This is a genomic window from Arthrobacter sp. MW3 TE3886 (genome assembly GCF_041262145.1).
In the GTDB taxonomy this organism is placed as follows: domain Bacteria; phylum Actinomycetota; class Actinomycetes; order Actinomycetales; family Micrococcaceae; genus Arthrobacter.
On sequence record NZ_JBGCAN010000001.1, the window covers coordinates 1,880,698 to 1,894,336 of the forward strand.

9 protein-coding genes and 1 pseudogene are annotated in these 13,639 nt (G+C 68.3%); 5 read left to right on the forward strand and 5 right to left on the reverse strand.

Annotated elements, in window-relative coordinates; genetic code table 11:
• Positions 1 to 233: 233 nt before the first annotated feature.
• Entirely contained in the window at positions 234 to 830 is a 597-nt protein-coding gene (locus tag ABH915_RS08560; RefSeq protein WP_018772320.1) for a MerR family transcriptional regulator, read from the forward strand.
• Positions 831 to 944: 114 nt separating this feature from the next.
• On the opposite strand, the gene ABH915_RS08565 is transcribed toward ABH915_RS08560, so the two are convergent.
• Positions 945 to 1,814, reverse strand: a complete 870-nt coding sequence (locus ABH915_RS08565) for a ParA family protein (protein WP_370119922.1) — start codon at positions 1,812 to 1,814, stop codon at positions 945 to 947.
• Positions 1,815 to 2,131: 317 nt separating this feature from the next.
• On the opposite strand from ABH915_RS08565, the gene ABH915_RS08570 reads away from it, so the two are divergent.
• Entirely contained in the window at positions 2,132 to 5,527 is a 3,396-nt protein-coding gene (locus ABH915_RS08570; protein WP_370119925.1) for a pyruvate carboxylase, read from the forward strand.
• 101 nt (positions 5,528 to 5,628) lie between these two features.
• On the opposite strand, the gene ABH915_RS08575 is transcribed toward ABH915_RS08570, so the two are convergent.
• A complete protein-coding gene (locus ABH915_RS08575; protein ID WP_370119928.1) occupies positions 5,629 to 7,449 on the reverse strand; it encodes a long-chain fatty acid--CoA ligase in 1,821 nt (606 codons plus the stop codon).
• A gap of 210 nt (positions 7,450 to 7,659) precedes the next feature.
• Between ABH915_RS08575 and ABH915_RS08580 the strand changes: the two are divergent.
• Positions 7,660 to 8,755: pseudogene (locus ABH915_RS08580) on the forward strand (ROK family glucokinase).
• 58 nt (positions 8,756 to 8,813) lie between these two features.
• Here the strand turns inward: ABH915_RS08580 and ABH915_RS08585 are convergent.
• Genes ABH915_RS08585 through ABH915_RS08595 form a run of 3 tightly spaced genes read right to left on the reverse strand, consistent with a single transcriptional unit; the run spans position 8,814 to position 11,123 of the window.
• The gene (locus ABH915_RS08585; protein WP_370119930.1) at positions 8,814 to 9,530 is read right to left on the reverse strand and encodes a hypothetical protein; all 717 of its coding nucleotides are present in this window, start codon (positions 9,528 to 9,530) and stop codon (positions 8,814 to 8,816) included.
• Complete coding sequence (locus ABH915_RS08590; RefSeq protein WP_370119933.1) at positions 9,523 to 10,326, reverse strand: alpha/beta hydrolase; 804 nt, start codon at positions 10,324 to 10,326, stop codon at positions 9,523 to 9,525. Before ABH915_RS08590 ends, ABH915_RS08585 begins: the two co-directional genes overlap by 8 nt.
• Entirely contained in the window at positions 10,323 to 11,123 is an 801-nt protein-coding gene (locus tag ABH915_RS08595) for an alpha/beta hydrolase (protein WP_370119936.1), read from the reverse strand. Before ABH915_RS08595 ends, ABH915_RS08590 begins: the two co-directional genes overlap by 4 nt.
• A 112-nt stretch (positions 11,124 to 11,235) precedes the next feature.
• Between ABH915_RS08595 and ABH915_RS08600 the strand changes: the two genes are divergently transcribed.
• Positions 11,236 to 12,102, forward strand: coding sequence for a lysophospholipid acyltransferase family protein (locus ABH915_RS08600; RefSeq protein ID WP_370119938.1), 867 nt, complete (start codon positions 11,236 to 11,238; stop codon positions 12,100 to 12,102).
• A gap of 84 nt (positions 12,103 to 12,186) precedes the next feature.
• On the forward strand, positions 12,187 to 13,581 hold the full coding sequence (locus tag ABH915_RS08605; RefSeq protein WP_370124973.1) for a class II 3-deoxy-7-phosphoheptulonate synthase: 1,395 nt from the start codon (positions 12,187 to 12,189) through the stop codon (positions 13,579 to 13,581).
• Positions 13,582 to 13,639 lie beyond the last annotated feature (58 nt).

The following is a 13,639-nucleotide window of genomic DNA, read 5'->3' on the forward strand; positions in this document are numbered from 1 at the left end:
AAACTTTCGACACGCCCGCGGAATAGCCCCAACGTCTTTGACCTTGGGCCCCGGCAGGCCTAACGTCGGAGGTACAAGTTCCCATTGCATACGGTAGCCGCGCAAGTCACACTGGAAAGTGCAGCCCCGGCTGAATTACACGGATGAAGTATTCATCTTGTGTCATGCAGCTGTCCACATCTATTGCTGCCGATGCAACTTACCCAGGGGAACCCACGACAAGGAGGGTCCACGTGAGTCCGAAAGGCGAAGCAGGCGAGCTGAAGCAGGCCGCAACGGCCGGCGTTGCTGTGCCCGCCAGCGGTGCCCAAGGCCTGCTGTTCACCGAGGATCTTCCCGTTCTGGACGAGGACGCGGGCTACCGCGGACCCACCGCCTGCAAAGCGGCCGGCATCACCTACCGCCAACTCGACTACTGGGCACGCACCGGACTCGTTGAGCCCGCCGTCCGCGGCGCGGCCGGCTCCGGCTCGCAGCGGCTCTACGGCTTCCGCGACATCCTGGTCCTCAAGGTGGTCAAGCGGCTCCTGGACACGGGCGTGTCCCTGCAGCAGATCCGCACCGCCGTGGAGCACCTGCGGGAGCGCGGCGTCGAAGACCTCGCCCAGATCACGCTCATGAGCGACGGTGCGAGCGTCTACGAGTGCACATCGGCCGATGAAGTCATCGATCTCGTCCAGGGCGGCCAGGGGGTGTTCGGCATCGCCGTCGGCCGCGTATGGCGCGAAGTTGAAGGAAGCCTCGCAGCCCTTCCCAGCGAACACGCCGCGGACCAGTCCTTTCCCGACGACGAACTGAGCAAACGCCGGGCGGCCCGCAAGATCGGCTAGGGCTTCCACCGACACGACTGAGTACAGACACGACGGAGTACAGACACGACTGAGGCCGCCTCCCGGACAGGGAAGGCGGCCTCAGTCTGTTGGGCTGTATGCGGCAGGCCCTGGCTACCGCAGGCTGCGGTCGCGGACAGTGCCGGCCGGGGCCACACCGCCCTGATTCAGCAGGTTCTGCAGCAGGGCATCGAAGAGCCCGGCCGCATTCTTGGCCGAGTCTCCCGGCCAGTGGTGGATGGAGTGGGCCGCGCCCTGGATCTGCTGCCAGTTGGCCTGCTCCGGGATGTGCGGGCTCAGCAGCAGCTGGCCGAACATGGACTCCATCTCCGCAAGCCGGAACGTGTGCTCGGCCGAACTGCTGCGCACCCGGTTGGCCACAATGCCGGCGGGGGACAGCTTGGGGGCGAATTCCTGCCGGAACAGCTGGATGGCGCGCATGGTGCGTTCCGTGCCGGCCACCGAGAAGAGCCCGGGCTCGGCCACCAGGGCCACCTTGTCGCTCGCGGACCACGCCATCCGGGTCAGGCCGTTCAATGACGGCGGGCAATCGACCAGGACGAGTTCATAGTTCCCGGCACCGGCCAGGACAGCAGAGAGCCGGCGGAGGTCGCGCCGGCCCAGGTCGGGCCGGTCGTAGATGCCGGTGTAGGCAGAGCCGACGGCCACGTCCAGGACAGAGGTTGCCGCGCCAGGCTGTTTCCTGCCGTCGGCGCTGCCGCGGCCGTTGAGCCGGGCATGTTCCACCCAGCCGCTGGGAACCACGTTGTCCGCCAGATGTGCCCGCCGCGGCGACTTCAGCATCCTGCCGATATCGAGCTGGTCGTCCGGACTCACGCCCAGGGCGGTGCTGGCGTCAGCGTGCGGGTCAAGGTCGACGACGAGGGTGGGGATGCCGGCGGCCAATGCCGCCGACGCCAGTCCGGTGGTCACGGATGTCTTGCCGACACCGCCTTTGAGGCTGCTGATGCTCACTACTTGCACTTGAAAAACCAATACCTAACGCCGGTTGCCGAGACGGGGTCGTGCCGGCTCCTGCGTTCTTCGGAGCCGGGGCGTGCATGCGCCACCCACCCACTCATCATATGTTGATGCTCCGGCGAAACCTGTTTCATCCGGCGTGGGGCGCCGGAACCCCGCCAATCGGGCCGGCGGGGAGAGCTCCAACGCCGGGGCCCTGCCCATCGGGGCGTCCGTGACGGATAATGCTGTGACGGTCGCCACAATGATTTGTGTTTGCCCGCACAGGTCTTAGACACTGTGAGCACTTACCGATACGCCCGCGATGAAGCAGGAGAAGTATGTTTTCTAAGATTCTGGTGGCCAACCGCGGCGAAATCGCGATTCGCGCTTTCCGCGCGAGCTACGAGCTGGGTGCCAAGACTGTCGCTGTGTTTCCGCACGAGGACCGCAACTCCATTCACCGCCAGAAGGCCGACGAGGCGTATCTGATCGGCGAGGAGGGACATCCGGTCCGGGCGTACCTGGACGTTGATGAGGTGGTGCGCGTCGCCAAGGAGTCCGGGGCGGACGCCATTTACCCCGGTTACGGTTTCCTCTCCGAGAACCCGCGCCTGGCACGGGCCGCGAAGGAGGCCGGCATCACTTTCGTCGGCCCGCCGGCGGAGGTCCTGGAACTCGCGGGCAATAAGGTTGCCGCCCTCGAGGCCGCGCGCAAGGCCGGCGTCCCGGTGCTCAAGTCCAGCCAGCCGTCGAAGGACCTGGACGAACTGATCGCCGCCGCCGATGAAATCGGCTTCCCCATCTTCGCCAAGGCGGTCGCCGGCGGCGGCGGGCGCGGCATGCGCCGCGTGGATACCCGCGAGGCGCTCCCGGAGGCCCTGCAGGCCGCCATGCGTGAAGCCGACGCCGCGTTCGGCGACCCCACCATGTTCCTGGAACAGGCCGTCCTGCGCCCGCGCCACATCGAGGTCCAGATCCTGGCCGACGCCCAGGGCAACATCATGCACCTCTTCGAGCGTGACTGCTCCATCCAGCGCCGCCACCAGAAAGTGGTGGAAATCGCCCCGGCCCCGAACCTCGACGAAGGCATCCGGCAGGCGCTGTACCGCGACGCTGTGAAGTTCGCCAAGGCGCTGAACTACGTCAACGCCGGTACTGTCGAATTCCTTGTCGACACGGTGGGTGAGCGCGCCGGTCAGCACGTGTTCATCGAAATGAACCCGCGCATCCAGGTCGAGCACACGGTGACCGAGGAAGTCACCGACGTCGACCTCGTCCAGGCGCAGCTGCGCATCGCCGCCGGTGAGAGCCTTGCGGACCTGGGCCTGTCCCAGGAGAGCGTCCAGCTCAAGGGCGCCGCCCTGCAGTGCCGCATCACCACGGAGGATCCGGCCAACGGCTTCCGGCCCGACGTCGGCAAGATCACCGGCTACCGCTCGGCCGGCGGTGCCGGCGTGCGGCTCGACGGCGGCACCGTCTACTCGGGTGCGGAGATCAGTCCGCACTTCGACTCCATGCTGGTCAAGCTGACCTGCCGCGGGCGCAACTACCCGGCCGCCGTCGCCCGGGCCCGCCGCGCCCTCGCCGAATTCCGCATCCGCGGCGTGTCCACCAACATCTCCTTCCTGCAGGCCGTCCTGGACGATCCCGACTTTGTCGCCGGGGATGTGGCCACCTCGTTCATTGACGAACGGCCCCAGCTGCTGAAGGCACGGGTCTCGGCAGACCGCGGCACCAAGTTGCTGACCTGGCTCGCCGACGTCACGGTCAACAAGCCCAACGGCGAACTCAAGGTCCACACGGACCCGGCGGACAAGCTTCCGGCCCTGGATGACGCCGCGGCCCAGCCGGGATCCCGCCAGCGGCTCCTGGAACTCGGCCCGGAAGGGTTTGCCCGTGCCCTGCGCGCCCAGGACGCCGTGGCCGTCACGGACACCACCTTCCGCGACGCGCACCAGTCCCTGCTCGCCACCCGGGTACGCACCCGCGACCTCGTGGCAGCCGGTCCGGCGGAGTCCAAGCTGCTCCCGGAACTGCTCTCGGTCGAGGCCTGGGGCGGGGCGACCTACGACGTCGCACTGCGCTTCCTCGGCGAAGACCCCTGGGACCGGCTCGCCGCCCTGCGCAAGGCCATGCCGAACCTGTGCCTGCAGATGCTGCTCCGCGGCCGCAACACCGTCGGGTACACGCCCTACCCGGAAGAGGTCACGGTGGCGTTCGTCAACGAGGCCGCCGCCACGGGCATCGACATCTTCCGGATCTTCGACGCCCTCAACGACGTCAACCAGATGGCCCCGGCCATCCGGGCCGTCCGCGAGACCGGCACCGCCGTCGCCGAGGTTGCCCTCTGCTACACCGCGGACATGCTGGATCCGGAAGAAACGCTCTACACCCTGGATTACTACCTGGAGCTGGCGCAGAAAATCGTCGACGCCGGGGCGCACATCCTCGCGATCAAGGACATGGCCGGACTGCTGCGTCCGGCTGCCGCGGCACGCCTGGTTTTGGCGCTGCGGGAGCGGTTTGACCTCCCCGTCCACCTGCACACCCACGACACCGCAGGCGGCCAGTTGGCCACACTCCTCGCGGCCGTGGATGCCGGCGTGGACGCCGTGGACGTGGCCTCGGCCTCCCTGGCCGGAACCACCAGCCAGCCTTCGGCCTCGGCCCTCGTCGCCGCACTTGCCCACACGCCGCGCGACACCGGCCTCAGCCTCGCGAACGTCTGTGCCCTCGAGCCCTACTGGGAGGCCGTCCGCCGGGTCTACGCGCCGTTCGAGTCCGGACTGCCGGGGCCCACAGGCCGGGTTTACCAGCACGAAATTCCGGGCGGCCAGCTGTCCAACCTGCGCCAGCAGGCGATGGCGCTGGGCCTGGGCGAGCGGTTCGAGGCGATCGAGGACATGTACACCGCGGCGGACCGGATCCTCGGCCGCCTGGTGAAGGTGACCCCGTCGTCCAAGGTGGTGGGCGATCTCGCCCTGCACCTGGTGGGCCTCAACGCCGATCCCGCGGACTTCAACGAGAACCCGCAAAAGTACGACGTCCCCGATTCCGTGATCGGTTTCCTCTCCGGCGAGCTCGGTGACCCGCCCGGCGGCTGGCCCGAGCCCTTCCGGACCAAGGCACTGCAGGGCCGCACCGTCAAGGTCCGCGACGTCGAGATCAGCGCCGAGGACAGCGCTGCGCTCAGCGGCGATTCCAAGGCCCGGCGGGGCACCCTCAACCGCCTGCTCTTCGCCGGTCCCACCAAGGACTACCTGAAGAGCGTGGAGTCCTATGGCAACCTGTCGGTGCTGGATACTCGCGACTACCTCTTCGGGCTGCAGCGCGGCGCGGAGCACGAGATCGAGCTCGAGAAGGGCGTCCGCCTGATCGCCTCGCTCGAGGCCGTCTCCGAGCCGGACGAGAAGGGCATGCGCACGGTGATGTGCACGCTCAACGGCCAGTCCAGGCCCGTGGTGGTCCGCGACCGTTCAGTGGTGAGCAACGTCAAGGCCGCCGAGCGCGCCGACACCTCCCAGCCGGGCCAGGTGGCCTCGCCGTTCGCCGGTGCCGTCACGCTGACCGTCAAGGCCGGGGACACCGTGAAAGCCGGCGACACGGTGGCCACGATCGAGGCCATGAAGATGGAGGCGTCCATCACGACGCCGGTGGCCGGCACCGTCGCGCGGCTCGCCGTCGCCGGGATCGAACAGGTCCAGGGCGGGGATCTGCTGCTCGTCGTCGAATAGCAACGAAAGCAACGCGGGGTCAGATACGGCCCATCCGGGGGCGCCGGATGGGCCGTATCTGACCCCGCGTTGCTCTGGTGCGGGGCGGTTGCGGTTGCAGCCTAGGCGAGGGTGGGACGCTTGGCGCTGTACATTTCCTCGATCACGTTCTCGAAGTCCTTGAGCACCTGGGCCCGCTTGACCTTCATGGAGGGCGTCAGGTGGCCGGAGGCCTCGGTAAAGTCGGCCGGCACGATCCGGAAGGACTTGATGGCTTCGGCCTGCGACACGGACTGGTTCGCGTGGTTGATGAGCTCCTGGACCGCGGCCTTGACTGTGGGGTTGACGGCAGCCTCAGCGAGCGAGGTCGAGGCCGGGAGCCCGTGTCGGCCCAGCCAGCCGGGCAGGGCTTCTTCATCCAGGGTCACCAGGGCACCAATGAACGGGCGGTTGTCACCGACCACGAGCACCTGCGAGACAAGCGCGTCCGCCCGGATCTGGTCCTCCAGCAGGGCCGGGACGACGTTCTTGCCGCCGGCAGTGACGATGATTTCCTTCTTCCGCCCGGTGATGGTCAGGAACCCCGCCTCGTCCAGCTGGCCGATGTCGCCGGTGCGGAACCAGCCGTCCTCGAAGGTCGCGGCGGACAGGTCATCACGCTTGTAGTAGCCGCGCATGACGCAGACGCCCTTGGCGAGAATCTCGCCGTCGTCCGCGATCCTGACGGAGTTCCCCGGAATCGGAGCGCCGACGGTGCCGATCTTGATCAGGTCCGGGGTGTTCACGGTGACCGGCGCCGTGGTTTCGGTCAGCCCGTACCCTTCCAGGATCTGCATGCCGATGCCTTGGAAGAAGTGGCCCAGCCGTTCACCGAGCGGTCCGCCGCCGGAAACGGCATGCGAGACATTCCCGCCCATGGCGGCCCGGAGCTTGCTGTACACGAGCTTGTCGAAGACGGCGTGCTTGAGCTTCAGCACGAGCCCCACCTTGCCGGCCTGCCGGGCCCGGGAGAATTCGATGGCGGTGTCCGCGGCGCGGTGGAAGATGGCACCCTTGCCGCCGTCCTCGGCCTTGGTCAGCGCGGAGTTATAGACCTTCTCGAAAACGCGCGGGACAGCGAGGATGAAGGTCGGTTTGTAGCTCTGCAGGTCCGGCAGCAGGTTCTTGATATCCGGTGTGTGTGCCACCGTGACGCCGGCGGCGACTGCCAGCACGGAGATGAAGCGTGCAAAGACGTGGGCCATGGGCAGGAACATGATGGTCCGGGCCTGCTCGTGGACGATCGTGCCAAGCGACGTGACCAGGGCGTTCTCGGACAGTTCCACGAAGTTGCCGTGCGTCAGCTCGCAGCCCTTGGGCCGGCCGGTGGTGCCCGAGGTGTAGATGATCGTGGCGACATCCTTCAGGGACGCCTGGCTGCGCCGTGCTTCGAGCTCGGCATCGCTGATGCCGGCTCCGGCCGCACGGACCTCGTCCAGGCTGTCGCCCTCGAGCTGCCAGACATGCGCCAGGGCGGTGAGCCCCTCGGAGGTGGCCGCCTGCCGGATGATGTCCTCGTGGTGCGCCGATTCGCCGAACGCGGCCACGGCGCCGGAGTCGCCAAGGTTCCAAGCCACCTGGGAGGGGGAGGAGGTTTCATAGATCGGGACCGAGACGGCGCCGGCGAACCAGATGGCGAAGTCGATCAGGGCCCATTCATACCGGGTACGGGACATGATGCCCACCCGGTCGCCGGCTGCCACACCGCTGGCCATGAGGCCCTTGGCGAGGGCGGAGACGTCGGCCAGGAAATCCGTGGCGCGGACGTCCTGCCACTGGCCGGCTGCGTCGAGCCGCGAGAACAGTGCAGGGTTGGAGGCCTTGGCCGCCTGGCGCACCACGAGATCGGTGACGTTGGTGTCCGGATCGACATTCACCAGGGGCGGGACAATGATTTCTCGCACGACAGCTCCTTAGGTATCCATAGGCCCGCAACGGGTACCGCTAAGCCTAGTATGCGGTCCCCCGAAGGTGTGTTCTGCGACACCTACTGGCCAGTAACTTTACGGCCGGCCCCGCGGTTCCGCCAGTCGGGGATGCTGCGGGCGCCGCCGCGGCGTCATGCTGCCGGGCCTTCGCGGCTGCGGCGGCCCCGGCGAATAGAATGGGGCACCATGCAGACACCATCACCCGGCCGGCAGCCCGGCCTGCGCCGCCGGACCGCCGCCTGGCGGAGTCGGACCCTGGCCGGAGCCGCGGCCGCCACGGCCGGGCACGACCTCCGCTCACACCTGCGGCTGGGCCGCAAGGGCCTGGCGATCGGCGTCGACATCGGGGGGAACCAAGGTTGCCGCCGGCGTGGTCGATGCCGAGGGTCGGATCCTCAGCCAGGCGAAACGTTCCACGCCGGGCAACGACCCGCGCGCCGTGGAACAGGTCATTGTCGAACTGGTTGCAGAGCTGGGCGCCGGGCACCGGATTTGGTCGGTCGGAATCGGTGCCGCCGGCTGGATGGACCTCGACGGCGGCACTGTCCTTTTCAGCCCGCACCTGGCCTGGCGCAATGAACCGCTGCGCGAGAACCTGCAGCGGCTGCTGCGCCGCCCTGTCCTGCTGACCAACGACGCCGACGCCGCCGCCTGGGCGGAATGGCGCTTCGGCGCCGGGCAGGGACAGAGCCGTCTGGTCTGCATCACCCTGGGCACCGGGATCGGCGGCGCCATGGTCATGGACGGACGGCTCGAACGCGGCCGCTTCGGTGTGGCGGGGGAGTTCGGCCACCAGATCATCATGCCGGGCGGGCACCGCTGCGAGTGCGGCAACCGCGGCTGCTGGGAACAATACGCCTCGGGCAATGCGCTCGGCCGCGAGGCCCGGGAACTGGCCGCCGCGAATTCTCCGGTTGCCCAGGAACTGCTCAAAGCCGTGGACGGCGACGTGGGCCGCATTACGGGCGTGATCGTGACGGAGCTGGCCAAGGCCGGGGACCAGACCTCCCGCGAACTCCTCGAGGACGTCGGGGAATGGCTGGGCCTTGGCCTGGCGAACCTCGCAGCGGCACTGGACCCCGGCAAGTTCGTGATCGGCGGCGGACTGTGCGACGCCGGCGAGCTGCTCGTAGCGCCGGCCCGGAAGGCCTTCGCGCGGAACCTCACCGGGCGCGGCTTCCGCCCCGCGGCGGAGATCGAACTGGCGGCCCTGGGCCCCAATGCCGGACTGATCGGCGCCGCCGACCTCTCCCGGGTCAGCAGCCGCATGCACACGCAGTAGCGTGCCTTAGTAAGCCCCTGAAACACCAGCGCAGTGGCTGGCGCCATGACCGGGTGGACTAGATGCGCGCCCCGTCGTCGTGCTCGTCCTTCTCGCCGGGCAGTTTCATGATCAGGAACACCACCGAGGCTGCGAACGCGGCCACCATGCCCACGATCGCCAGCGTCGGGGCCGACCGCCAGAACATCGCCGAGAACACGAGCGCAATCGGGCCGCCCACCGCGCCAAGCCAGGCAAGGACGGTCATTGGATCTGCACCGGCCAGGCTGGGCGGCTCCTCCGGGATGAACGCGCCGTCGTCGTCGGCCTCATAGTCCCGGGGGCCGGGTGCGGTGTCCGGTGCCTCGCTGCTGCCCACAGCCGGACTCCCCGGGGCGGGGGCGAGCCGCTCCCTGGCGGAAAGCTCGATCGGTGCGACGCCGGCGAGACCCAGCGGGTCAAAATCGCGGAACGACCTCGCCGTTGATGAGCCGGCGCCGGATCCGGCACCGGCGCCGGCGCCACCGGCGGCGCTGTCTGTTCCGCCGGCCGGGCCGCCAGGTGCCTGGTCCTCGCCTGCCCCGACTCCTTCCAGCCTGGCGACCAGATCCAGCCACACAGCGTCGTCATCGACGGACTGTGGGTCCGGGGCGGCCGGGTCCTCTGCCTCAGGGGGCGGGGTGGCGCCCGGACGCTGGACGCCGGATGCGCCGGCGTCAGCGTCAGGCGCAGCCGTCCCGGCGTCGTCGGGGTGAGGGGTTTCGGGGTCCGGGACTCCGGGGTCCGGTTTAGTCATTGGCCGTGTCCTTCCGGCTGGCGTGGGCGGCGCCCGGACTGGCTGCGGCTGCAACGGACCGGACGAATTCGGCCGTGCCACGGAAGATCTCGGGCGCGTCGTTGTCCATGGTAGCGACGTGGTAGCTGTTTTCCAGCCGGATCACCTCCAGCGGGGCGTTGGTCAACCCGCGGCGCAGGGCCTCCATGCTGGATTCGGACACCACATGATCCACCGTGGAACGGTATACCCGGACCGGAGCCGTGACGCGGGGCAGCAGCCGCACAGTGTCCTTGAACATCTTGTTGAGCTCGTGTGCGGCGGCCACCGGAGTGCGCGGGTATGCGTACTCGTCCATGCCCGGTTTGAGGATGTCATTGGCGATCGCCGGGGTGCTCTTGAGGACAAACTTCAAGACGCCGGCCAGCGGGGCGCGGGGATCATCGATGACGAGGCCGGGGTTGACCACCACAACCCCCGCCACGGGGCGGGTGGCCGCAATCCGCAACGCCAGGGCGCCGCCCATGGACAGCCCCGCCACGACTACGACGTCGCATTCCTCCGCAAGCTCCAGGTAGGCCGCGTCCAGGGCGGCATGCCAGTCCTGCCAGCGGGTCTTGACCAGCTCCTGCCAGCTCGTTCCGTGCCCCGGCAGCAGGGGCAGCCGGACGGCGAACCCGGCACTGGCCAGGGACGACGCCCAGTCCCGCACACCGTGCGGGCTGCCGGTGAAGCCGTGGGACACCACGACGCCGGTCCGGGGGATGGTTCCCGTGAACGGGCTGCTGAACGGCGAGTGGTCCGGGAGGATGCTCATGGGGTCTCCGAGGGGGCGCGGGGCGGCGAATTGGCGTGGGTGTGCTGGAGGAAGAAGCGCACTGATTCTTCAAAGAGTAGCGGCGCATCGGCGTCCAGGGTGGCAACGTGCCCGCTGTGCGGGAGGGGAACCACTGTGAGTTCCCGGGACCCGAGCCGCCTGCGCAGCAGCGCCAGGGACGACGGCGGGACCACGGCGTCAGTGTCCGACTTGAAGACCAGCGCCGGGGCGCGGACTGCCGGCAGGTCCCGGAGGGTCGCGCCGAACAGCCGGCGCAGCTGGTGGACGGCGGCCAGCGGCGTCAGGGAGTAGTCGCCGTCATCGGTGGGGGTAGCCGTGGAGTTCTCCTCCTGAATGGGCGTGGTGGTGCGCTGGAAGTACTTGAGCAGTCCCACGATCCGGACCCTGCGGTCATAGAAGCTCAGGCCGGGGTTGACGGCGGCCACGCCGGCCACGCTGTGGCGGGCCGCGGTACGCAGGGCGATCGTGCCGCCCATGGACAGCCCGGCGACGTAGCAGTCATCGGTCCGGGCGGCCAGGTCCAGGTACGCCGATTCGAAGCTGCTGTACCAGTCCTGCCAGCCCTGCCGGGCGAGGTCGCGCCAGTGGGTGCCGTGCCCGGGCAGGAGGGGCACCGATACGGCGAAGCCCTGGGCGGCGAGGTGACGGGCCCACGGCAGGACGCTGAGCGGGCTGCCCGTGAAGCCGTGGCAGATGGCCACGCCGGTCCGGGCGTTGGGTCCGTGGCCGGGGTAGCTGAAAGCGGCGGGCGCAGAGGGAGTGCTGCTTTCAGTCATGAGCCCATCGTGTCACCCTTGGCCCCAAAACTCACTAGAGTAAGGTGTCCATTGAAGCCTGGCCGGACCCGATTCGGGCGGCCGGCCAGACGCCTTCCGGAGAGGTCACCGAGTGTTTTATTGGTTCACGAAGACGTTTGTCCTGGGACCGGTGCTGAGGCTGCTGTTCCGGCCCTGGGTCAAGGGCCTCGACAACGTCCCTGCCGAGGGCGCCGCGATCCTTGCCTCGAACCACCTCTCCTTCTCGGATTCCATTTTCATGCCGGTCATGGTGCCGCGGCCTGTCGCGTTCCTGGCCAAATCCGAATACTTCACCGGCACCGGGATCAAGGGCCGGCTGACCGCAGCCTTCTTCCGGCTCACGAACCAGCTCCCCATGGACAGGTCCGGGGGCGCCGCGTCCGCGCAGTCCCTCAACGCCGGCATGGACGTGCTCAAGAACGGCTCCCTCCTGGGCATCTACCCCGAGGGGACCCGCAGCCCCGACGGGCGCCTCTACCGCGGCAAGGTGGGCGTTGCCCGCCTTGCGCTGCAGGCCCGCGTCCCGGTCATCCCGGTGGCAATGATCGGAACAGACAAAGTCCAGCCGATCGGCAAGCGCGTGCCTAACATCCGCCGCATCGGCATGATCTTTGGCGAACCGCTCGACTTCAGCCGCTACTACGGGATGGAGGATGACCGGCTGATCCAGCGTTCGGTGACCGACGAGATCATGTATGAACTCATGCGGCTCTCCGGCCAGGAGTACGTGGACGAGTACGCCGCCGCCGTGAAGCTCCGCCTGGCGGGCAAAGCCCAGGACGCGGCCCCGGACAAAGCCCCTGCGGGCCCCGACGAAGTGCAGGATGCGGCCGCCGGAGAAACCCCAAACAAAACCCAGAGCGAAACCCCAAACAAAAGCCCGAACAAAACCCCGAACGAAAGCCCGAATGAAACTGCCGCCGGGGAAGCCGGTCCGGAGATTCCCGGCACCGCTTAAGCGGGCCACGGGTGCCATGTGACGGCAAAGGAGCTGCCAATGACAGGCGCGGCCCCCGAACCGCGGCGGGGCAACTATCCTTAGATAGTGACCGAGCTATCTGAGAAACCAGTTTCCCCGCTGACCAGCACCGCCCAGAGCGGAGCCGCCAACTATCCCGGACTGGACAACTGGCGGGAGCTCCCGGCCTCGCAGCAGCCCACCTGGTCGGACCCGGCTGTGTTCGAGGCATCCGTCAAGGAACTTTCCGTCCTCCCGCCCCTCGTGTTCGCCGGTGAAGTGGACATCCTTCGCGGACGGCTCGCCGCCGCGGCGCAGGGCAAGGCGTTCCTGCTCCAGGGCGGCGACTGCGCCGAGACCTTCGAAGCGGCGACGGCGGACAAGATCAGCGCCCGCGTCCGGACCATTCTGCAGATGGCCGTCGTCCTCACCTACGGCGCGGCCATGCCCGTCATCAAGATGGGCCGCATGGCCGGCCAGTTCGCCAAGCCGCGCTCTTCCAACGATGAAACGCGCGAGGGCGTCACCCTGCCGGCCTACCGCGGCGACATCGTCAACGGCTACGACTTCACACCCGAGTCCCGTGCCCATGACGCCAGCCGGATGCTGAAGGCCTACCACACCTCCGCCTCGACGCTGAACCTGATCCGCGCCTTCACCCAGGGCGGTTTCGCGGACCTGCGCCTGGTGCACCAATGGAACAAGGGCTTCACCGAAAACCCGGCGCACGCCCGCTACGAGTCCCTGGCCCGGGACATCGACCGCGCCATCAAGTTCATGTCCTCCTGCGGGGCCGACTTCGAGGCCCTGAAGCGGGTGGAATTCTACGCGAGCCACGAGGCCCTGCTGCTGGACTACGAGCGCGCCCTGACCCGCATCGATTCGCGCACCGGGCTGCCCTACGACACCTCGGCGCACTTCCTGTGGATCGGGGAGCGGACCCGCGAGCTGGACCACGCACACGTTGACTTCCTCTCCCGCGTGCGCAACCCGATCGGCGTGAAGCTCGGCCCCTCGACCAGCGGCGACGACGCCCTGCGCCTGATCGACAAGCTGGATCCGAACCGGGAGCCCGGCCGGCTCACCTTCATCACCCGCATGGGGGCGGGCAACATCCGCGAGAAGCTGCCGGCGATCGTCGAGCGCGTCACCGCCTCCGGGGCGCAGGTCCTTTGGGTCACCGACCCCATGCACGGGAACACGGTCACCTCGCCCAACGGCTACAAGACCCGCAATTTCGACGACGTCATCGACGAGGTGCGCGGATTCTTCGAAGTCCACCACGCGCTCGGCACCGTTCCCGGTGGCCTGCACGTGGAGATGACGGGCGACGACGTCGCCGAATGCCTGGGCGGAGCCGACCCGATCGACCAGGAAGCCTTCCTGGACCGCTACGAGTCGGTCTGCGATCCGCGCCTGAACCACATGCAGTCGCTCGAAATGGCGTTCCTGGTAGCCGGTGCGCTCTCCAAGCGCTGAGGCGCTGCGCTGACTCACAAAAAGCTCCGCCCGGCTGATGCAGCCGGGCGGTGCTTTT